Below are 22,316 nucleotides of genomic sequence, written 5' to 3'. Positions count from 1 at the left end.
CTTATTTTTGAAATAGCCTTAGAACCACACAATCGAAAGCCACGTCAGAATCTGTTTGATTATTCAAAACCTGTAGAGAGCCAAGAACGTTCATATTCGACAACCAACACCAAGGCTCTGCGCGGAAAGTCAGATTTCTTACAGACTAGTAAATAAATAGTTGTCGAGAACTGTCAGGTCGAAGAAATGACACTGAATGCATCCAATAGCCCCTTCCGGAATCCGAAAGAGCCATTTACTTGGCCACTGCTTTCAATTAGGGAGGTGGATCTCTAAAAACTGTGCAAAAAGCAAAATTTCGAAATCGCTGTTGACATAGACAGGATGAGACCACCTGTCGGAATACATCAGGTGGTCGAGATGAAAACCGAACCTGGCTGACGAACTAGCGCTCCCTGAGTGCCTCGCCGGCTTGATTGATAGGTTTAACGAGGTAATCAAAAATTGTCTTGGCCCCCGTCTTTATATCTACTGACGCAATCATACCGGGAACAATTGGGAATCTTTTACCCGATTTATTAATTAAGGCTGGCGCGTCAGTGAGTATGGTTACGTGATAATAATATTCATCAGGTTTATTCTCGTCCTGAATCGTGTCAGGAGATATCGTCACCACCTTCCCTTCTAGACCGCCAAAAATTGAGTAATCGTACGCGGTAATTTTTACCTTCGCGCTTTGCCCCGGGTGAATATAGGCAATATCTCTAGGAGAGATCTTCGCCTCAACTAACAGGCGATCGTCCAGGGGTACGATTTCCATCAAATGACCATTCGGGGGTATGACACCTCCAATTGTGGTCACAGCGATGTCCTTGACTATGCCACGGACCGGGGATTTTAGGGTTAGCCGGGTAAGAGAGTCGGACCGACCCTCAATAATAGATCGCAATGCTTCGACTTCGGCGCTGACACTGGAAAGCTCCTCTCGAGCCTGCACCATATATTCTGACTTGGCCTCTTTGATTTTAAGCTCCAGCTCAGATTTTTGGCGGCTCAACCTGAGCACCTCTACATTACTCGCTGCGCCGGATTCCACCAGATCCTTGGTGATTTTCAGTTCACTTTTTACCAGATCAAGCGACTCCTCCAGGCTCTCCAATGCGTCTTTCAATCCGTTCTGCCGAATTGCGTACAGTTTTCTCTCCTTTGCAATCAAACTTTCATATCCGGCTAACTCACGCGGAAAGGCCAGCTTTCCACCACTCACTTCTGCACTTAATCGCGCGGCACTAGCCAAAGCTGCGCGAAACCGCGCTTCACTTTCATTGACATTTGATCGGATCTTCGTCGGGTCAAGCTGCGCGATGACTTGCCCCTGCTCGACAATATCCCCCTCCATCACTTTCAGATCTGCGAGAATTCCTCCCTCAAGCGACTGGATGATCTGTGCGCGAGATGTCGGTACTACCTTTCCACTTCCTCGGGACACTTCGTCGACTTCCGCGAAATACGACCATGTAATAAGGGAAATTAATAGAAGTAAAAAAATCCATACAACTCGAGTGGATTTTGTTAGTCGAGAATCATCAAGGTCGACGTTGAAATGAGCTCCGGCATTCTGAAAATCAGCTTCAAGAATTGCAACGCTACTCGCACTTTTCGATTTATCGTCGATTGCGCCAATAGCAGCAGGAATGATCATTTGATCACTACTTGGGTTCGCGCCAATTTCATTATTCGAACCTTTCGCACTATCTGTTGCCACTAGCTGACTACCTCTCTGCTCCGACTATCGCGTGAAGAAGCTTGCGCCAAACGACTCAAGGCATCTGCTTTTGGTGCATCCAGGACCAGCTCTCCATTCTCCACCACAAGAATTCGCTCGGCGAGCTGAAGTGTGCTGCTCCTATGGGTTGCGATAATCAACGTCCTTCCGACAGCCCACTTTTGCAGTTTGGCGATAAAGCGTTTTTCAGTCATGTCATCGAGTGATGCAGTAGGCTCGTCCAGCAAAACTATGCTCGGGTCGCGAATGAACAGCCTGGCCAGAAGCAGGGATTGCCGCTGCCCACCTGACATACCTAATCCCCCCTCTAGAACCATGTGATCCAATCCCTTCGAGAGTTTCCGAACAAACTCCAAGGCCCCAGACATATCCAGTGCCGCCACTATCTCGTGATCAGTCGCACCCGGTGCACCGAGAGTGATATTTTCTCGAAGCGTACCGTGGAACAAGGTCGAGTTTTGTGTGAGAAGGCCAATATCTCTCCGTGTATCCGCCGGATCAATATGGGACAGACTTACATTATCAAGTGTTATCTCGCCTTGGCTTGTCTCGAGAATTCCAGACAAGCCCTGCAGCAAGGTTGACTTTCCGGCTCCATTACGCCCAAGAATCGCAATTTTCTCTCCCGACCGAATATTCAGTTTCGATACGATGAGTGCAGGCAAAGCGCAATCTGCACTGTATTTAAACACTGCCTGATTCAAGGAGTAGTTGCCAGAGATGCTAGGAATATGTACTCGCTTACTCCCTTGTGGATGATCCACAGGTAGTTGCATGATCTGATCCAGGCCTTTCAAGGCGTACTTCGCTTGCTGCCAGCGGCTCAAGACTTGTGTAATCTGTGACATTGGTGCCATCATTCTCGAGCCCAGTATTGAAGCGGCGACTAATGATCCCGTTGTCAGATCTCCAGCCATTACCATTGGGGCACCAATCAAGACCACGATGGCGAAGACCGAAGTTTGAATGTTTTGGGTCCAGGTTGTCAGCCTGCCAATCAGATTGCGCAGTTTGAGGCTAGCCTCAGATGTCACCGCGTTATAGTGATTCCACTGTTGCTGAAAACGCTGCTCCGCCTGTAACGCCTTGATGTCCTCCATACCCTGGATGGTTTCTACCAACATTGCATTCCGCAGAGCAGCCTCCCGGTTTGCCTCTGCGACGAGGTTCGACAGCCTTTTCTGCGCGAGTAACCCAGGCACAACAAGAAGCACCAGCGCACCTAAAGGCACCAACGCAAGCGGGCCAGCCACATACCACATAACAAACAAGAAGAGAAAAAAGAATGGGAAGTCCGCAAGCGCGAGAATAGTCGTTGAAGTGACCATTTCCCGGACTCGCTCCAACTCTTTGATCTGCGAAATAAACACACCTGTTGATTTCGGCTTCGCGCTATTTCGTAACCGGACTGCATGACCATAAACAAGATCAGAGACTCGAATATCCGCCCGTTTTCCCAGAAGATCTGTGATCTTTATACGCGTTACTTGCAGAATAAAACTAAAAAGAATTGCAATTAACACACCAACAAAGAGTACGTACAACGTGGGCATGGATTCCGCCGGTATAACACGATCATATACCTGCTTAGAGAAAAGGATTCCTGCGAGAGCGAGAATATTAGCCGCTGTAGTCGCAATAACCACATGTCCATACGGTTTCAGATCTCGCAATATGATAGAGCGGAACCAGTGTTTCTCGGGCGGCTTTATGTAGTCATCAACACGAACATCTGAGACGTTGCTAGACGGCCTCATGACTACGACAGATGTCACTTCCCGGGTCAATACACTAGATTTGACGGATGTTGTGGCACCGTCATCACCACTCAGTGATAACGCTACTTTTCCCTTCCCATCGATAGTCTGGATGACTCCAACCTGTCCACCTTTCAGCTGAACTACCAGGGGCAGACGCCAAGGAGACAACATATTTTCATTGAATGTAGTAAACCGAGCAACCAGGCCAGCCTGTCTCGCCATACTCCGAATAACGCTTTCAGTCGTCCCCTTACCACTCCAATCACCGGCAATACGGACATTTTCAGCCGAGAAATCCAACCGGTAATATTTCGCAACGGAAAGTACGGCAGCGAGCCAAGGGGCGTAATCTGCGCGCAATTGATCGGAACTATTCATACTACTTATATCCACCCTTGAAATCTGTGATTCCACTGCAAGCCCGAGAAAAACGCATGGTCACGGCAGAATCTCAATGCCTTGGATCTGACGGCCATCAAGATTGAAGGCACTGCGAATCTGCCCTACGGTGTAGAGGCAATCAACTTGCAAGCTATACAGATCGTATTGTGTATTGTTTTTCTCAATACGAGCTTGCTGTACCTCTTCTTCCGAATTGAGCAATTCCACCAGAGTACGCGTCCCCAATGCCGAGTACTGCTTACGGTACAAATCTCTGGTTTCCTCAATTGCATGTAGGCGGGTATCGAGGATATTCAGACTACGTTCCAGACCGATGCTTTGGCTCTGCGCGATACGCAGATCTCTCGCAACTGCCAGCCGAGCATTGTCTTTTGCAGCCTCAGCAGAACGCATAGCAAAATTTGCAGCATCGCGATTTGCATACAACCTTCCCCCTTGGTAAATCGGCATAGATAGATTCAGAAATATCGCACTTTCATGATCATTAAGCGCATTGACGTCGACATACTCCTGGTCCAGATAGCTATTTACGCTTCCGTCCAGCGATAGTGTCGGCCAGGATTGGGCACGAGCCTCCTTCAATTGCGCTACCGCTTCCGCACGTTCTGCTTCTGCGATCAGCACTGCGGGAGCGGTGTTCGCTTGAAGAGGATCAACTGAGCAACCGCTAACAATAGACTGGGGAACTCCGTTATTTAGTACTATTGACTGCTCGACCCCCATTAGATTTTGCAAAACACTGCGCCAGCGATTGAGCTGAGCAATGGTCTGCTGTCGATTAGCGCGAGCCGATTCAATCCGCGCTTGAGCTTGCAGTACATCTGAGCGTGAACTTGCTCCACGCTGGTTTCGCATGATCACGAGATTCGAAATTGCGGAAACACCTTCTACTTGAGCATCTGCGGAGTCCACCAGCGACTGGTATCGCAGCACCTCAATCGCTGCCTGCGCTGTATCGCGAGCAATCGTGTCAATCTGTTGAAGTACACGTGCCTGGGATGCCCGGGCTCCAGCCGTTGCGGTGTCGACACTACCCGCTATCTTTCCAAAATCGTACAGAACTTGCGAAACATAGAGTTGGACTGCGTGCCCATCACCATTCCCTTCGTTTTCTGTTTCGTATCCACCTACAACACCAACGCTGACTTGTGGAAAATAGCCGGCTCGCGCGGCGCGAATATTTTCCTGCTGCCGCTGCAGTTCACCGACAGATTGCCCAACCGCCGGATGCCATCCAACCGCTTGCTGAACAGCATTTGTCATGCTGATTTGAAAAGCGCCGGTACTCGACGTGGTTACCGGATTCAAGGGCTGAGCGGAGAACAGCGGGTTAACTGCCACCTCACTTTGTAACCGGCTCGGGCTGATGGATTCGATCTCAATCTCCCGGGAAGTATCGGCAAGTAAGGGAGTGGCGCCCGTAAATACACCGATTACGAGTAGCAGAAGAAGAAATCTGGACTGGCGGGCATTACGACGCTCAGCCATCCTTAGCTCGCGGGAATCGTATCGCTGGCTCACATTTATTCACTTTTTTGTGCCGCAACTCAATCGCATCCTGGCGATTCGGTGACCTTTTGGCCCTGTGCGGGAATTTATTTCTATTGCCGCATAAAGTTTAGCTCAATAAAAAAGCACCGGGTTTTTAGCCCGGTGCTTGTGGCGCCCAAGTTATCGGGCAAATGCTGAAATCATGTTTAGAGCTCGTATGTACCGCCCTGCTGCCAAAGGTCTTGAGTTAGATCCGGGGTTTCGATCGCCACGAATTCCGGAGCAGCAAGGTCGCTCGAAATTGGTGACGCGTCTGTAGTCAACATATCGAACCCTAGCTGTAGCGGCTCCGAACTTTCGAAATGGCCCTCTAACAAATCTCCAAGGCTAACTGATAGGGCTCCCGGCGTCTCATTCCCAATGTATTGATCGTACGGGTCTTCACAGCAGCAATCGTTCCCAAAATACATACTCAACACCGTTTCCAGGCCAAGCTCGATACTCTGTTCCATTGCAGTTTCTATATGATCTTCCAATAGTGGGTCCGGACAGGGAACTGGGTTTCCATAGTCGTCAACCAGCGAATAAGCAATATCAATATCAACTTCAATATTTATCTCACAGCTATCCTCAGTTTTGATCTTGTCTAGATCAATTTCGATATCGACATCGAACTCACTTCCTTTGTATACAAATTCAAATGAATACTCAAAGTCACTATCTGAATCAGCGTCTGCGTCTGAATCCGCATCGGCGTCACATTCAAGATCTACGTCGACATTTACATTAATTTCGCATTTCTTATCGCAGTCTGCATCTGCATCTGCATCTGCGTCGGCATCTGCGTCGGCATCTGCATCCGCGTCGCCATCCGCGTCTGCATCGGCGTCTGCATCGGCGTCTGCATCGGCATCGGCGTCTGCGTCGGCATCTGCGTCGGCATCGGCGTCGGCATCTGCATCCGCGTCGGCATCCGCGTCGGCATCGGCGTCTGCGTCCGCATCGGCGTCCGTATCGGCGTCTGCGTCCGCATCGGCGTCTGCGTCTGCATCGGCGTCTGCATCGGCGTCTGCATCGGCGTCTGCATCGGCGTCTGCGTCTGCATCGGCGTCCGCATCCGCATCGGCGTCTGCATCAGCGTCAGCATCGGCGTCGGCGTCCGCATCGGCGTCTGCATCGGCGTCGGCATCCGCATCGGCATCAGCATCGGCATCGGCATCGGCATCGGCATCGGCATCGGCATCGGCATCGGCATCGGCGTCAGCATCGGCATCGGCATCGGCATCAGCGTCGGCATCGGCATCGGCATCGGCGTCGGCATCCGCATCCGCATCCGCATCCGCATCCGCATCCGCATCCGCATCCGCATCCGCATCGGCATCCGCATCGGCATCCGCATCGGCATCCGCATCCGAGTCCGCGTCCGCGTCCGCGTCCGCATCAGCGTCTGCATCCGCGTCGGAATCCGCATCGGCATCGCCATCCGGTGGTGGTGGCGGCGGGGGCTCGTTTGTTCGAGGATCGATTACCGGAGGTTCTTGGGCGGGGGGAGGTGCGGGTGGCGGTGGGGGGGCGGAAAATGGCGTAGGTCTTAAAAATGGTTCAAATGTTCCACGCTCATTGTCGTCATCATCGTCATCGACTGCATGGGCGATTGCCGCGATTCCCAGCGCCGCGAGCCCCGCCCAGACCCAGGGGCAAACCACATCTCCCGTAGGCGGAACGACGCCAGCAAGGTCCGAGCTGGTACTGACCTGAGCCATGGAAAAGATGGAGCCATCCACGCCCCTCTGCGCAAGCAGCACGGCGCCTGAATCCGGGTCTTCCAGGAACAGATCACTTTGAATATCTGCTACATCTGCGAGATAGAAATTCTCGATCGTAACGACTTCACCAGAAGCGAGCTGAATAATCAGATCATCTCCTGCCCTTGAAAACGCACGCACTTCGCTCTGCGCTAACTGAAGTTTTACGAACCCTGGTGCATCTAAAACCACGTGGGTGGAATCGAATGAACTCAAGGCGCCGCTAGACTTATCGACTACCTGGGTTTGCATCCTGCATACCTTTTCTTTCCATCACTTTCTGATGGACCCCAAAGAATCTGATGACTGCCACACCTCCGGGGCGATCACCACCTGCACAATCTGTGTAATTTTTAATCACACATACTTTGGTATGGATGAGTTATTCAGATTTTTCAAGTTAACGGCGTTCGTTTAAAAAAATGAATATATGCGAAGAAAGATATATTTGCGCCAATAGCTAAATTTATCCGCTACATAATCTGAAGTTGGTCACAATTTGAGCGGAACCGATTTTCAGCATCACCATATACAGCGCCAACAAACAAGGTCTCACGCCAAACAAAGACCTCTGGCGTGGCGATGCCTCAACCGGGATCACCAGGCGGTGATCGGAAAGACTGCCGTCCGAAATAACGACGAATGAAGTGGCGGCCCTCCGCAAGGAAGGCCGCGATGCAGGTGAATGTTGAGATCGGTGTCAGACAGCAGATTGAACCGGAGTGGGCTTTTCAGATTCAACCCCAGGACTTTTACCCACTTTCTCCTCGATCGGGGATTCGATCACCGATGATACAGCGAGTCTTCCGGCGTAAACGTACAAAAGCATTACCAAAAGACACAAGAGAAATGTCCCCAGAAACAAGACCTGCCCCCCCAGAAATTGGATTGTAAATCCACCTACCAGGGGGGCGCTGGACCAACCGAACGCATACAGACTGGTTGCGCCAAAGTAGCTACCGCGAAGATTTGCGGGCGCCATTCGGTCTATCTGGACACTCATATTTGGAAACAAAATTGCCTCTGCAATGCTGATCAGAAATGTTGCTCCCAACCAACCGTAAAACCACTGAACGGGATTGAATGCAAACCAGAGCTGACCAAACGCCAGTACAACCAGCCCTATCAAGATACGTTGATTGACGGCCAGATGACGCATGAAGCGCAGCAAAGGAAACTGCAGAAATACGATGGTCGATGCATTGATCAGGATCATACTTGAAATAAGAGATACAACCCTGGGGGCATCACTCACCGTCAGGTACTGTATCAGGCTTGAATCCATGTGCGCGTATATGAAAAGCGCGAGAATATTCGCCGAAATCGTTACCAAAAATATTGTGTCTTGAGAAAGTACACGCAAAGTGCTCGCGAAGCTCGTCGCAGGACCCTCGTTGTTTCGATTCTCGGATGCCGGCCGTAAAACGACAAACGCCCACAAAAAAGCGATAAACAGACCTAGGTAGCTCACCGCAGTTACGCCGAATGTTGTCTGTTGAGCACTTATACCAACCCATACACCAATCATCGGCCCCAGGGCACTACCCACATTAATCAGAAAATAGCGAAATTGAAGTGCGAGCTCGCGTACGCTTTTATCTGGTATCAAGTCACCAAACATTGCCATCGCCGGTGGCTCCCATACTGACCGCCCAATCGCACTTAAGGTAATCGCCACCGCGAACTCCGACAGGCTATCGGCTACGGCGAGACAACAGAAGGCAAAAACATTAATCAGCGTACCTGCCAACAGCAGGAACTTTCGGCCAAATCGATCGGACAGCGCACCGGTATAGAATCCCAGAACAGCGGCACACATCGCTGAAATACTGAGTACTGCCCCAATAGTGCCGGGAGTCAGAGAAAATTTTTCGTGCAGCATCACCGCAAGGAAAGGCCACACCATAAAATAGGTACCGCGGCCAAAAAAGCTGCCGATCAGAACGACCCAAATCAAAGGCGGTAAGCCATAAAGTGATTGCCACCACTGCCTGTCCATGCCGTTATCTCCCAAATTTGCGGCAAAAAAAAACCCGGAGGCCAAGACGCTCCGGGTTTTCTGGGGAGGGTCTTGGGAAAACCCTCCAGCACAATTCAATTTGACTGTCAGGTTAACAAATAGCGGGTCTTACGCACTTGGTGTACTTTACACACAATCGCAGAACCAACATGCGCCATTGCGGAATATTCAGTTCCCGAAGACTTGGTGCATAGCAGAGTACATAGAGACACACCGGACAAAGCGTCCGATACGTAGTCGGCCAGGGTATGTTGCACACTAGACACAGCAGTACCTACGGTCATCTTTTGATTCCGCAAGCACGTAGAGACGGCGTCTAAAAGTTTATTCAACATGAAAAATGCTCTGGTTAGGAGGGATGGCCGATTTGTCTGTGTACCTGCATTTTAGTATGAGCAGGACAGTAACCTTTTAATCATATCTCAACAGCGGGTCGATGAAACCGTATTCGTCAATTAATGCCCGGAAACATTTTCTTAATAGACGGCGCCCGAATCTGCAGGAATGTGACAGCTTCTATACTGACAGAGGCTCTGCCCAGCGCATCCCCTAAGCGGTTGCTGAACCACGACAAACACGCAGGACTGGATACCGATGCAAACCCCACCGAATGATACGCTGCTGATCGATGCCCCCTGTGGAGCAGTCAAAGGGAAACTGGAACCACAACACTCGGTGATGCAGTTTTTGGGGATTCCTTACGCTAAGCCACCAGTGGGAGAGCTTCGGTGGCGAGCGCCTCACCCCTTATCCCCCTGGGAAGGGGTACTGGAGGCCACCCGTTACGGAATGCCCGCCCCGCAAAATCCGTCATCCTTGTTCGAAATTCATGGGCCCAACGGTGAGCAGCCGGATTCAGAGGATTGCCTCTACCTGAATGTCTATGCCCCCCTGAATCCCCAACAAGAAAAGCTACCAGTCATGGTCTGGATTCATGGTGGCTCCTTTTATCTGGGCTCCGGTAATCAGGCACTCTATGATGGCAAGTACTTGGCGGCGAGCGGTCGCGCCATAGTGGTGACCTTGAATTATCGCCTGGGCGCATTCGGTTTTTTACGTTTGTGTGACATCAGTGAAATACCCGCTACCGGAAATGAGGGGCTAATGGATCAGCTGGCTGCGCTCCTGTGGGTACAGAAAAATATCGCCGCATTCGGGGGAAACCCAGGAAACATCACATTGTTTGGCGAATCAGCGGGTGCAATGAGCATTGCTTCGCTATTTTCTGCCTGCCCGCAGCAACCGGAGCCTATCTGTGGAAAGCTTTTCCACAAGGCAATTGTGCAGAGCGGCAACCCCGGGGTTTACCATCCTCCGACGGCCGCGAACGAACTGGCAGAGTCTTTTCTGGAAACACTACAGATCGATACGCACACACCCATTCATCAAGTCACAGTGCAACAGCTTTTGAAAGCACAGGCTACCTTGCTGGACGACCCTGCGACCGACAAACAATGGGGCCACCTACCATTTAAGCCAGTACAAGATGGAAACTTCCTACACAAAGCTCCCGTCGATGCGCTGAAAAATCCCGCCGCAGCCAATGTTGCGATGATGGTCGGAAGTAACAGCGATGAGTGGAACCTCTTCAGCGCGGCCAGGCCGGAGAGCTACACCCTTGATGACCAGCAAATTCGCACACATCTGCAACACATCATCCCTGCGCCACTGATAGCCCCATTGCTCGAACACTACCGCGGCCGCGCGGAGTCTATGGCGGAAAATCCGTGGCCCTTATGGAGTCGCGCCTGGAATCTGATGTTGACCGACATGGTATTCACTGTTCCCGGGCTTCGGCTTTTAAGTGCGCATCAAGGCAAGCGCTATCATTATCACTTCACCCATCCACTCAGCGCTCAGCCCCTGTTGGGCGCCTGCCATGCCGCTGAATTGGGATACGTGTTTGGCACCCATAGCGCAGAAGAACTGGCTCATTTTTATGGCGGTGAAACCGAACCACATATCCTTAGTGCATCAATGCGTGATGCCTGGCTGAGATTTGCCGAGACCGGCGAGCCAGGCGATCACTGGCCCGGGTATGAATCGGGGCACAGCCAACAGTTTGGGGATCAGTCCGATAGAGCTCTCAACCCCGCCGCATTAGAGTCTCTGTGGGCAGACCTGGACGACCAGCAATTACGCGGTTTCCTATAAAATACGTAGAATCAGTGCTCCAGATTCTAATGAAGCGTCCGACAATGCATAACATCGTACTGATCCGCCACGGGGAAGCCGCTAAGTCACCGACGGAAAGCGACCCGGACCTAACCGAGCAGGGGCGCCGGCAGGCCACGGAATTAGCGAAAGACCTGCAGCGGCAGTATCCCCATGGCGCCGGAGTCCGGCTAATCAGCAGTCCCAAAGCACGCGCACTGCAAACCGCAAGGCCGGTATCCAACCTTTGGAAAAAATCAATCTTGAGATCTGATGATTTCATCGAGATCCCATCACCGGAGAACATCCCCTTGGCCCAACGCGGGGCATGGATTCAAGAGTTTCTGAACAGCAGCTGGGAAAGCATGACCTCAGAGCAGGTTTTATGGCGTAGGCGCATATTGCAGGCCCTGATAAAGCAGGAGACCGATCAGGGGGTCCATACCACTCTGATATTCTGCCATTTTATGGTGATTAATACCGTGGTAGCAGCGATCCGCGGAGATCACCGAGTCACCCAGTTTCTTGCAGACTACACCTCGCAAACCCACTTGAGCCTGAAGTCAGGCAGCGGCAGGCTCAATATCGTCAGGCTGGGGCAGGAACGCGCCTCCAGGAACCAGATCCAGTAGCCGCTCTCTGCCCACCCTGTCAGTCCGCAAGGCTCTTACTCACTACTTCGTAGAGATCTCTGGAAAGCTCCCCGCTATCGTGCACCTGCTTCAACGCCGTTTGAATCTGTACAGATTCATCCGCACGATATTTTCGCCAGCGAGTCAGCGGGACTACTATCCGCGCCGCCACTTGTGGGTTCAGCTTATCCAGCGCGATAACCTGCTCGGCAAGAAATCCGTACCCACTACCATCTTCAGCGTGGAACTGAGTGAAATTTCGCATAGCAAAACCACCAATCACCGCCCTTACCTTGTTCGGATTCTTGACTTCAAAAGCACTGTGCTGCATGAGAGTGCGCACCTTGGCCAAGGTGCCGAACGTTGGACTACTACTCTGCAGACCAAACCAAGTCTCCACGACCTGTGTATCGTGCTGCCATTTTTCATAGAACGCATCCAGATGAGCCTGGGCCTGCTCCGCGGGACCAAATTCAATCAAGGCTGCCAGTGCCGCAGCGCTATCGGTCATGTTGTCGTCACGGGCCAACTGTGACTCCGCCAGAGCCAGTGTTTCTTTCTCACCCGTAGCGCACAGATAATACAAGCACGTATTTTTCAGGCTACGCTCGGCAATATCATCGGCCGTAGGGCGATAGGGCTTTGAGGAATCAAGTGCTTCATAACGTTTTAGCAGCTTCGCTTTTAATGCGTTAGCCAGCGCATCTCGTAAAAACTTACGTACAGCGATGATCCCCTGGGCGTCAATTTCCTCCCCGTGCTCCGCCAGTTCCTGGGCACTGGGTAGCGTCAGCATTTTTGCGATCAATGCAGGGTCCAGCTGTGCATTTTCCAAAACCGCCGAAAGCCCTTTCACCAACGCTTTCGGCACCACCAGCTCGCTCCCGCTACGGAAGGCACTCTGCAGTTTTGACAGTGCGTTAAATGCAAGCCGCTGCCCCGCGTCCCATCGGTTAAATGGGTCTTTATCGTGCTGCATTAAAAACAGCAACTGTTCCTCGCTGTAGCCGTACCGCAATTTGACCGGCGCCGAGAAACCGCGTAACAGTGAGGGCAATGGTTGTTCAGGAATATTCCGGAAGATAAATTCCTGGCTGGATTCGGTGAGGTGTAAAACTCGCTCTACATCTCCCGACTCATCCAGAGCAAGTTCACTGCCATCCCTACCGAGCAGGCCTATGGTTACAGGAATGTGCAGGGGTAACTTGTTTGACTGACCTGGTGTATTCGGGGTGTACTGACGAATGGTCAGGCGATACTCCCTGGTTTCAGCATTGTACGAGTCATCCACATCCAGTACCGGAGTACCGGCCTGACTGTACCAACGACGGAATTGTTTCAGATCCACGCCGTTGGCGTCCTCCATTGCCACAATGAAGTCTTCACAAGTAACTGCCTGACCGTCATGGCGCTCGAAATACAGATCACTACCACGGCGAAAGCCCTCAGCACCAAGAATGGTGTGAATCATTCTCACTACCTCTGCGCCTTTTTCATAGACGGTGAGGGTATAAAAGTTTGAAATTTCCATATAGGAATCGGGACGGACAGGGTGAGCCATGGGGCCGGCGTCTTCGGCAAACTGCGCGGTCCGTAAAAGAGTGACATCCTCAATGCGTTTAACTGCGCGAGAGTTCATATCTGCAGAAAACTCCGCATCGCGGAATACAGTGAACCCCTCCTTCAGGCTTAACTGAAACCAGTCGCGGCAGGTGACCCGGTTGCCCGACCAGTTGTGGAAATATTCGTGGGCGACAATTGCTTCAATACGCTGAAATGCCGCATCTGTGGCGGTCTCCGGGCTTGCCAACACACAGGCGGAATTGAAAATATTCAACCCTTTGTTTTCCATCGCGCCCATATTGAAGTGGTCTACAGCCACGATCATGAAAATATCCAGATCGTATTCCCGGCCATACACTTCTTCATCCCATTTCATGGAGCGCTTGAGTGAGATCATTGCATGTTCGCACTTGCCAATATTTTTTGGCTCCGTGTACAGTCGCAAGGTGACCTTACGTCCACTGCAGGTAGTGAAATGATCCTCTACAAGCTGTAAATCGCCTGCGACCAGAGCAAACAGATAGGAAGGTTTGGCGAAAGGATCTTCCCAGGTCACGATCAGACGGCCATCTGCAGTGGTTCCACTGTCTATTTTATTGCCGTTAGACAATAGTACGGGGTACGTCGCAGGGGCAACGATGGTCGTGGTGAACACACTCATCACGTCCGGGCGGTCTGGGTAGAAAGTAATTTTGCGAAAGCCCTCGGCTTCGCACTGAGTACAGTACATGCCATTAGACAGATACAGTCCTTCCAGAGACGTATTGGTTTCCGGTGCTATCCGCGTCTGAACTTCCAGCTCGAACTCCGCCTTATCGATACTCAATAAGAGACCGCCAGGCTTTTCTGTGTACCGTTGGGCAGGAAGCAGCTCACCATCTATCGCAATCGACAATAGCTCCAGATCTACGCCATCCAACCAAAGTGGCGGTAGTGAACCATTGATATCAGCCTCCGGATTGCGCCGCACATAAAGGCGCGATTTGACCAGGGTAGCGTGCGGGTCCAGATCGAAGGTGAGCTCTGTTCGATCCACCAGATAGTCGGGCACCTGATAGTCTTTCAGGTATATGGTGCGTGGCTGTGTATCTTTCATTCCAAACAATCTCTTGTAAAACCTGGGGGCGAGACTGCAGTGCTTTCGCTCGTCGACGCCCGACTTCCATCTATTCAGTCTACTGAGTCAACCGACCTCAATAACCAGCTGCATGCCCGTCTTTACGGCTTTCCGATGCGCCATGATATACATCATTGTCAGCCTTCAGAATGCCTTGGTACCCTCCGTAGGGGCCGCTCTCGAAGCGAATTCTATGCCCCATTTGCACCAGTTTTCGTCGGGTTTCCATGGGAAAGCCGTCCTCTAGGCTGATATAGCCGCCATCTTCCATCAACTCATCCGTGGGTTGGCTGGAACCGCTATGCAGAATGCGCGGTGCATCGCCGGCCTCTTGAACATTCAAACCAAAGTCCACCATATTTATGACAATCTGCGCGTGCATCTGCGGTTGTGTAGCGCCCCCCATTACTCCGAAACTCAACCAGGGCTTACCGTCTTTGGTGACAAACGCTGGGATAATCGTATGGAAAGGGCGCTTTCCGGGCTCGTACTGGTTGAAATGTCCCTCTTTCAGGCTGAACATCTCACCTCGATCCTGCAATATAAAGCCGAGTTTACCGGGGGTCATTCCTGAGCCCATTCCTCGATAATTACTTTGGATCAGGGAAACCATATTTCCATCTTTATCGGCGGTAGTGAGATAAATCGTATCTCCATGGCGCAGCGCCACATTACCTGCATCATAGCGTTTAGCAGCCTTATCCGGATTGATCAGTTTACGGCGCTCGTCTGCATAAGACTTAGAAATCAGTTGTTTGACTGGTAGCTGATTGAAAGCGGGGTCTGCGTAATATTTTGCGCGGTCTTCGAATGCCAGTTTCTTCGCTTCCACAAACAGGTGGACATACTCTGGACTGGTACGCCCCAACTTCTTCAGGTCATAGGCTTCCAGGATATTCAGTATCTGCAAAGCGGCTATCCCCTGCCCGTTGGGCGGCAGCTCCCACACATCGTAACCGCGATAGTTGGTGGACACCGGTTCGATCCAATCGGAGGTGTGGCTGGCAAGATCCTCATAGGAAAGGAATCCGCCATTTTGCTTCATGTAACGATCAATCTCCTGCGCGATTTCGCCTTTGTAAAACGCGTCACGACCACCTTCGGAAATTCTCTGTAATGTCTTGGCAAGGCGAGGATTACGGAATAGATCGCCCTCGGTGGGCGCTTTACCACCGGGCATAAAGGTATCGCGGAAACCTGGAAACTTCTCAAGAATGGGCACAGAGCGGTTCCAGTAATAAGCAACCAGCTGGGTCACCGGAAACCCGTCGTTCGCGTATTGAATCGCGGGGGCTAGCAGCTTTTCTATCGGCAATTGGCCAAATTTCGAATGCAATTCAAACCACCCATCAACCGCACCGGGGACGGAGACGGGCAATGGCCCATGAGAGGGGATCTTATCCAGGTTATTGTCGGCAAAATAGTCAAAAGTCAGAGATTTCGGCGAGCGACCACTGGCGTTCAGACCGTATAGCTTCTTGTCTTTTGCGCTCCAGACAATCGCGAATAGATCACCGCCAATACCATTTCCTGTAGGCTCCATTAGCCCCTGCACTGCGTTGGCGGCAATCGCTGCGTCTATGGCATTCCCCCCTTGCTTGAGGATATCCAGCGCGACCTGAGTTGCCAGGGGTTGACTCGTCGCCGCCATGCCCTGGGTGGCCAAAACCGGTGAACGGCTGGCGAACCCCTCCCCGTTGACACGGTCATACCCATACACACTGGCAGTGAACAACAGCGATGCCACAAATGCACCCGTGGCACGCAGTGCTCCAGAGCCCGTGTATCGGCGCCGATTCCCCCAGCCATGTCGCCCCCAGCCTGTTAATACTTTGCTGACGCAGCGGGAAATAAAAACTGTCATCTCGAATTTCACAATTACTGCCCCTATCGTTATTCTCAGGGCAAGTCTCTCCGTATTAGACATGCCGGTCAACCGAGGTATTTGTGCGTCTTGCGTCCCGTTTTATCGTCTTTACCGCAATTTCCGCGGTCGTTCTGGCTTTGCTTGGGGCCACTATCTGGGTCACACGTTATATCTGGGTCCCCAAGCTGGTAAACAGCCAACTGAATGGTGTAACTCTGACGGAGCTTCACGGCTTTACCCTGGTCCGGTCCGAGGGGGGAATTCGTGCAGATATTGAGCACCTCAAGCTAACATCAAACGACCAATATTCCATCAGAGTGCAAGACGCCCGCATCACTGACCTGTCCTCGCTGATGGGCGCACTCGTCAAACCAGGTGCCCGTGGGGCGGCTGCAAGATCCCAGCTATCCGCCGCGCAGGTATCCGTTGACACCGCGAACACTTCTCGACGAAGCAGCAAGGGTAGCGATAGAGACAATAATGATAGTTCTGCACCGCGCTCCGGTATTGAGGGTGATACAAGCACGCAACCCACGGACGCTATCGAGGCAATTAACGGCGAAGAGTATGCTCAGCGCTCGATTACCGAGATTCTGAAACACTTACGCGGTTTTCCACTCCACAAGCTCTCACTTCCGGAAATTCACTGGCCAGCTGTACTGGCCGCCCCTTTTGCCCTTTCGATAGAGCAGCCTAGCCCTGGCGAGCTGACCGCAAAGTTGCGCAGTACCCACTGCGACCGGTGCACACTGGATATCCACGCCCGAAGCGACAACGCATCAATCGTGTTTTCACTGGATATTCGAGAGAACGGACATTCGGTTGCAATGACAAGCACCAGCCTGACGCCGACTAGTGCGAGCGAAAGGTGGCAAGTAACGACCGATCTGAAGGTTGATACTCAACGAATACCAGAGCTCATAAAGAACACTGGTTTTCAAAGTGAGGCCCTGACCGGCTGGCTCCCGCAACCGGATTCAATGAAAGGGAAACTCACTCTTGCGCTAACGGGAGTGCTTCCCGACCACCCCTCCGGCATCTCTGATCTCACCCAGGTGCAAGTATCCGCCCGATCTGATGGATTTGCACTGGACCTACCAAGTGACGTACTGGGCCAATCAGCCAGTATGTTTTTTTCGACCAGTAGTCCGATTAAAGTAAAACTGCACTCTCTTTTTCCGCTATCGGCCGCTTCAATTGACGGAAAAGCCCGACTTCGCACCTCCCTCAACTCCAACCCGGCCGGAACTCTATCTCCCCTGTTCGACGGTACTTTCACTTTCGATACGGTGGAAAGAGTCTCGCGGGTCGGCTTTGCAGGAAACACTCAACTTAGCGAACTCTTTCAGCTCCTGGGTGCAGAAAAATGGCAAGCGGTCGGCAATATACTACCGATTTCACACGCCCAGGGTTCGATCGACATCCTAGGCAGTTTTTACCTGCCAGGAATCAAAACACTGGTGACCCAGACAGATGACATATCGATTGAAAGCTTTATCGCCGAAGTGAAACTGAAAGACAGCGTCACCGTACAGCTTGAATTCCCGGAGAACGCCGATCCGCTGCAGGCAATCCAGTGGGAAAGCGCCTGGGTACAGGCTTCAAGTAAAGGCACCCTGGAGCTTGCCGCCGCCAAGCTGCCGGGGCCACTGGACCTTAAGGCACCAACAATTTCTGTGCGTGCGCAGCAAGCTCGCTTTACCGAGGCTTCTTCCAACCCAGCGAACCTCAACGGTCAGCTGTCCAATATTGAATGTACCCAGCTCCCTCAGTTAAATTGCTCTCTCAGGATGGAAGCCAACCTCCAAGAGCTGACGCTACGCGACGCGCAGGCCAGTGTAACCAGGGCGGATATATCCGTTGAAAAGCTGGCCCTCCGCTCAACTGACGCTCATCCCCTAAAGTTTGCACTCGACACACTTAACCTCACCGCACATAGCTTCAAATCTGATGCACTTACCGTGGAGAATCCAGAACTGTTCGTCCCGAAGGCCAATTGCGAGCTGAGAGACGGACTGACGGTGTGCACAGCCCCACAGGTAGCCGTGAGCCTGTCACCTCTGCAAATTGACGATAATCGCATGCAGGGGGTTGTATTTTTTGATGATCTATCGCTGACTCACCATCGCGACCACCCACATCCCTTCAACGCCGAAACCGGTTTTCGCAGTGAAAACCTGAGTATCCACGCCCTAAATCAGTACCAGAGTGACTTCACAGCTAGTGGGAAGCTGGTGCTTCGCAATGAACTTGTTTCTGGTACCAGCACAATCACCGCAGGCCCATTGGCAATAGAGTCTTCCTGGAGGCACAACCTGAAAGGTGGCACTGGCAGTCTGGAAATTACTGTTCCAAGGAGCGAATTTTCACCAAAGCGCACACTAGCCAGCGCGATAAAGGGGTTACCTGTAGATCTTGTGGAGGGGGCCATCAAGGCCAATGGCGTACTGCATTGGCCCGTATCTGGGAGTGATCACCTCAGTGTTCAATGGTTGAATACCGCACTCCAGTACAACAGTAGCTTTGCCATAGGGATAAACGGCCACATAGCCCTGACCCCGCTGAATACGCAATGGGTCACTGCGGCCCCCTCCCCGGTTTCTATCGATCAGATAGATGCGGGGATCTCCCTACAAAACATAAACTTTCAGTTTTCGCTGGCGAAAAATGGTGATTTGACACTGGGGAATTTCTCCGCGGAATTACTCGAAGGTGCACTTACGTCAAATAGCCTGGTGTGGAATATTCACGGTGAGGAACGACACTCCAACCTTCAGTTCACCGGATTGGCTATCGGGGCACTTGCCCGTGAAATGGAATCCACTCATTTTGCAGCCAGCGGCCTGCTTGATGCGACTATTCCTATCACCACAGACGCACAAGGCATCACCGTCGAGAAAGGCTCTGTACAATCACGCCCACCTGGTGGGCGCCTGCGCTATTATGGCGCTTTTTCACCCTCCATGCTGGGCAGTAACCCGCAGCTCAAGCTCCTCGCAGGGGCGCTGGAAGATTACAATTATCGCGACATTCATGGCACCATTAACTACCCATTGAGCGGTGACCTGAAGCTGAATCTGAAGCTCACAGGGCACAGTAAGGCCATCGACGCCAATCGGGATCTGATTATCAACCTGAACCTGGAAAACAACGTCCCTTCGATGCTTCGGTCACTTCAGGCGAGCCGAGATCTCACCGACGTGCTTGAGCGACAGGTACAATAAATTCTGGGTATTAGACGTATACTGCGCCGGTGTAAGAGCCTGAATGAGCCTGTTCAGGTGCGGTTAATCAGACAGTATCTATAGTGATCATCAACTGCTCCCAGGTGACTCGGTTCGGGCCGATTTGCGCTACAAGAGGCCTGGCAACCCATAACCTGAGAGACACAGGAGTTCATCAGTGAAGCAATCGGGAATATTCAAGAGGCTTACCGTGTGCGTGATGCTATCGTTCGGGGGGGTGGTTACAGCCGCTTGTACACCTACGGTGGCGGTTCAAGCGCCCAGCGAGCCGATTACCGTTAACCTGAACGTAAAGATCGAGCATGAAATCCGAGTGCGGGTAGACAAGGAACTCGATGATCTGTTTGAAGATAAGGAAGGGATTTTCTAACGTCCAAGGCTTCAGAATCCCCCGCATCGAATGAGAGAAGGAATTGAAACAATGTCCAGATACCCATCCATGAAGAAACTGATAAACGGCCTGCTTGGCCTGGCCCTGCTTATCGCTCTGCCCGCCAGTGCGCTTTCGCTGAAAGAAGCGCAATCTAAAGGCTTAGTTGGTGAAGCAAACAGCGGTTATATCGCTGTCGTGCAAGACAGCACCCCTGAAGTTGAAAAACTGGTCGCAGAAGTGAACAACAAGCGCAAGCAGGAGTATGCTGCGATCGCCAAGCGCAACAATATAGATATCAGCCAGGTCGCCGCTCGCGCAGCCGAGAAGCTGGAAGCCCGCCTTTCTAGAGGGGAGTATTATCAGGATAATCTGGGCCGCTGGAAACAGAAGTAGGCCCCTTTCGATGTTCCTGTCCTATCCCAGGAAAGTTGCACATTAAAAAAACCCGCAAACTGCTCGTTTGCGGGTTTTTTATGGGGTTACTTGATTGTCTCGTCAGGCCATTACAGATTGGCAAAGAGTGACATGCCATCCAACCCTTGGCTTTCCATCACTTCACGCAGGCGCTTCAGTGCATCTACCTGAATCTGACGTACACGTTCGCGGGTGAGGCCAATCTCACGCCCTACTTCTTCGAGAGTGCTGGCTTCGTAACCACGCAGACCGAAGCGACGGGATACCACCTCGCACTGCTTGTCGGGCAGCTCCCCCAACCAACGGTTAATGCTGTCGAACAGATCTGAGTCCTGCAGCAGTTCTGCGGGGTCAGACTCCTGTTGGTCCGGAATAGTATCTACCAGCGTTTTTTCCGACGACGGCCCGATAGGGGTGTCTACCGAAGTAACGCGCTCATTCAGGCCAAGCATCCGCTCAACATCTTCGACCGGTTTTTCAAGCAGATTGGCAATTTCTTCTGCTGTCGGCTCGTGATCCAGCTTCTGGGCCAGCTCGCGGGACGCGCGCAAATACACATTGAGCTCTTTAACCACATGAATGGGCAGACGGATAGTCCGCGTTTGATTCATGATCGCGCGCTCAATGGTCTGACGAATCCACCAGGTGGCGTATGTAGAAAAGCGGAATCCACGCTCGGGGTCGAATTTCTCAACTGCGCGAATAAGGCCAAGGTTACCTTCTTCAATCAGGTCCAATAGCGCCAGGCCACGGCTGACATAGCGGCGTGCGATCTTCACAACCAATCGCAGGTTACTTTCGATCATACGCTTGCGCGCAGCCGCGTCACCACGCAGGGCTTTACGTGCGTAGTAGACTTCCTCTTCTGCGGTGAGCAGAGGGGAAAAACCAATTTCATTGAGATACAGCTGGGTAGCATCCAGATTCTTCTGTCCATGAGAATCTTCGAGCTTTCGGGAGGGTGTTTTCTGCGAGGCGCTTTTTGCTGTTGTTGATGTTTTCGGTGAGATTGTTTCAGAGCTTTTTTTTGCCGCTTTGCTCCGGCCACGGCTTGTTTTACTTTCCTTAATGGATTCTTCCTGATCCATTGCTTCGGGTGATAGTTCCGCTCTTGCACCAATGTCCAGGTGATCGTGACGTTGTGCTTCCATTTCCCCAACTCCTTGTACTTTGCCTGTATCAGCCGCATGACAACGCGCGATTGCTGAATCGGTCGCTGTCTGTGCGACAGCCTCCGTTCCCGGCAACTCACCGACGTTACCCTCGTTGGCAACCTGTCGGTAAGTAGGGTCACTGCAGGGCAGTTACTGCCGATCCCGGTGACTACCTCAAGTGGTTATAAATAAAAGTCCATTTTTATTACACAACAGCGTAAAGACAGGGAGCTCAATGCACCGACCAAGCAGGACAGTAAGCACGGGAGATCATGGTAAATAAACCAGTGGATCTACCGGCTGACCATTCTTGCGAATCTCGAAGTGGAGCATATCGCGGTCGGTACCACTCGAACCCAGTTCCGCTATCCGTTGCCCCGCTTTGATTTTCGCTCCCTCGCCAACAAGTAACTTGTCGTTGTGGGCGTAAGCACTGAGGAACTCCTCGCTGTGCTTGATGATCAAAAGCTTGCCGTAACCTCTCAGTGCGCTTCCGGCGTAAATCACTGTGCCATCCGCTGCTGCCTGAACAGATTCCCCCTTTTTCCCGGCGATATCAACACCCTTTCGCAAGGGGTTGTTGGCCTGGTAGC

At 51.9% G+C, this 22,316-nt stretch carries 14 protein-coding genes; 5 read left to right on the top strand and 9 right to left on the bottom strand.

What is annotated here, in order from left to right:
- Positions 1-385: 385 nt before the first annotated feature.
- The 5 genes from AAFH99_RS08435 to AAFH99_RS08415 form a co-directional block, all read right to left on the bottom strand.
- Entirely contained in the window at positions 386-1,705 is a 1,320-nt protein-coding gene (locus tag AAFH99_RS08435) for an HlyD family type I secretion periplasmic adaptor subunit (RefSeq protein ID WP_231491573.1), read from the bottom strand.
- Entirely contained in the window at positions 1,705-3,864 is a 2,160-nt protein-coding gene (locus AAFH99_RS08430; RefSeq protein WP_406827483.1) for a type I secretion system permease/ATPase, read from the bottom strand. Before AAFH99_RS08430 ends, AAFH99_RS08435 begins: the two co-directional genes overlap by 1 nt.
- A gap of 60 nt (positions 3,865-3,924) precedes the next feature.
- On the bottom strand, positions 3,925-5,376 hold the full coding sequence (locus AAFH99_RS08425; protein ID WP_043317058.1) for a TolC family outer membrane protein: 1,452 nt from the start codon (positions 5,374-5,376) through the stop codon (positions 3,925-3,927).
- A 209-nt stretch (positions 5,377-5,585) separates the two neighbouring features.
- Complete coding sequence (locus AAFH99_RS08420) at positions 5,586-7,436, bottom strand: BapA/Bap/LapF family prefix-like domain-containing protein (protein WP_406827482.1); 1,851 nt, start codon at positions 7,434-7,436, stop codon at positions 5,586-5,588.
- Between the two features lie 448 nt (positions 7,437-7,884).
- On the bottom strand, positions 7,885-9,183 hold the full coding sequence (locus AAFH99_RS08415; RefSeq protein ID WP_081848003.1) for an MFS transporter: 1,299 nt from the start codon (positions 9,181-9,183) through the stop codon (positions 7,885-7,887).
- 615 nt (positions 9,184-9,798) lie between these two features.
- Here AAFH99_RS08415 and AAFH99_RS08410 point away from each other — a divergent pair.
- Together AAFH99_RS08410 and AAFH99_RS08405 are read left to right on the top strand one after the other, a co-directional pair.
- Entirely contained in the window at positions 9,799-11,358 is a 1,560-nt protein-coding gene (locus tag AAFH99_RS08410; RefSeq protein WP_406827481.1) for a carboxylesterase/lipase family protein, read from the top strand.
- 29 nt (positions 11,359-11,387) lie between these two features.
- The gene (locus AAFH99_RS08405; RefSeq protein ID WP_156035149.1) at positions 11,388-11,990 is read left to right on the top strand and encodes a histidine phosphatase family protein; all 603 of its coding nucleotides are present in this window, start codon (positions 11,388-11,390) and stop codon (positions 11,988-11,990) included.
- Positions 11,991-12,009: 19 nt separating this feature from the next.
- Here AAFH99_RS08405 and pepN read toward each other — a convergent pair whose 3' ends face one another.
- Positions 12,010-14,649: an aminopeptidase N gene (gene pepN / locus AAFH99_RS08400; RefSeq protein ID WP_406827480.1), complete on the bottom strand. Its 2,640-nt coding sequence runs from the start codon at positions 14,647-14,649 to the stop codon at positions 12,010-12,012.
- Positions 14,650-14,746: 97 nt separating this feature from the next.
- The gene (gene ggt / locus AAFH99_RS08395) at positions 14,747-16,417 is read right to left on the bottom strand and encodes a gamma-glutamyltransferase (protein WP_406827479.1); all 1,671 of its coding nucleotides are present in this window, start codon (positions 16,415-16,417) and stop codon (positions 14,747-14,749) included.
- Positions 16,418-16,617: 200 nt separating this feature from the next.
- On the opposite strand from ggt, the gene AAFH99_RS08390 reads away from it, so the two are divergent.
- From AAFH99_RS08390 to AAFH99_RS08380, 3 genes are all read left to right on the top strand, one after another.
- Positions 16,618-19,761, top strand: coding sequence for a YdbH domain-containing protein (locus AAFH99_RS08390; RefSeq protein WP_406827478.1), 3,144 nt, complete (start codon positions 16,618-16,620; stop codon positions 19,759-19,761).
- 265 nt (positions 19,762-20,026) lie between these two features.
- Positions 20,027-20,152 carry a YnbE family lipoprotein gene (locus AAFH99_RS08385; protein ID WP_406827477.1) on the top strand — a complete coding sequence of 42 codons (126 nt, stop codon included), beginning with the start codon at positions 20,027-20,029 and terminating at the stop codon, positions 20,150-20,152.
- 51 nt (positions 20,153-20,203) lie between these two features.
- Positions 20,204-20,548: a YdbL family protein gene (locus AAFH99_RS08380; RefSeq protein WP_406827476.1), complete on the top strand. Its 345-nt coding sequence runs from the start codon at positions 20,204-20,206 to the stop codon at positions 20,546-20,548.
- Positions 20,549-20,658: 110 nt separating this feature from the next.
- Here the strand turns inward: AAFH99_RS08380 and rpoS are convergent, their stop codons facing one another.
- Complete coding sequence (gene rpoS, locus AAFH99_RS08375; protein ID WP_043317067.1) at positions 20,659-21,720, bottom strand: RNA polymerase sigma factor RpoS; 1,062 nt, start codon at positions 21,718-21,720, stop codon at positions 20,659-20,661.
- 273 nt (positions 21,721-21,993) lie between these two features.
- Positions 21,994-22,296: a peptidoglycan DD-metalloendopeptidase family protein gene (locus AAFH99_RS08370; protein WP_406827474.1), complete on the bottom strand. Its 303-nt coding sequence runs from the start codon at positions 22,294-22,296 to the stop codon at positions 21,994-21,996.
- Between the last annotated feature and the right edge of the window lie 20 nt (positions 22,297-22,316).

The sequence above is a fragment of the Microbulbifer sp. ARAS458-1 genome, from assembly GCF_045348205.1.
Classification (GTDB): Bacteria; Pseudomonadota; Gammaproteobacteria; order Pseudomonadales; family Cellvibrionaceae; genus Microbulbifer.
Note: the sequence above shows the minus strand (reverse complement) of the source record. Positions and strands in the feature narration are given on the sequence as shown.

Coding starts and splice junctions, on each gene's coding strand:
- AAFH99_RS08380 (WP_406827476.1), top strand. CDS start 20,204: ATGTCCAGATACCCATCCATGAAGAAACTGATAAACGGCCTGCTTGGC.
- AAFH99_RS08405 (WP_156035149.1), top strand. CDS start 11,388: ATGAAGCGTCCGACAATGCATAACATCGTACTGATCCGCCACGGGGAA.
- pepN (WP_406827480.1), bottom strand. CDS start 14,649: ATGAAAGATACACAGCCACGCACCATATACCTGAAAGACTATCAGGTG.
- AAFH99_RS08410 (WP_406827481.1), top strand. CDS start 9,799: ATGCAAACCCCACCGAATGATACGCTGCTGATCGATGCCCCCTGTGGA.
- AAFH99_RS08430 (WP_406827483.1), bottom strand. CDS start 3,864: ATGAATAGTTCCGATCAATTGCGCGCAGATTACGCCCCTTGGCTCGCT.
- rpoS (WP_043317067.1), bottom strand. CDS start 21,720: ATGGAAGCACAACGTCACGATCACCTGGACATTGGTGCAAGAGCGGAA.
- AAFH99_RS08415 (WP_081848003.1), bottom strand. CDS start 9,183: ATGGACAGGCAGTGGTGGCAATCACTTTATGGCTTACCGCCTTTGATT.
- AAFH99_RS08420 (WP_406827482.1), bottom strand. CDS start 7,436: ATGCAAACCCAGGTAGTCGATAAGTCTAGCGGCGCCTTGAGTTCATTC.
- AAFH99_RS08425 (WP_043317058.1), bottom strand. CDS start 5,376: ATGGCTGAGCGTCGTAATGCCCGCCAGTCCAGATTTCTTCTTCTGCTA.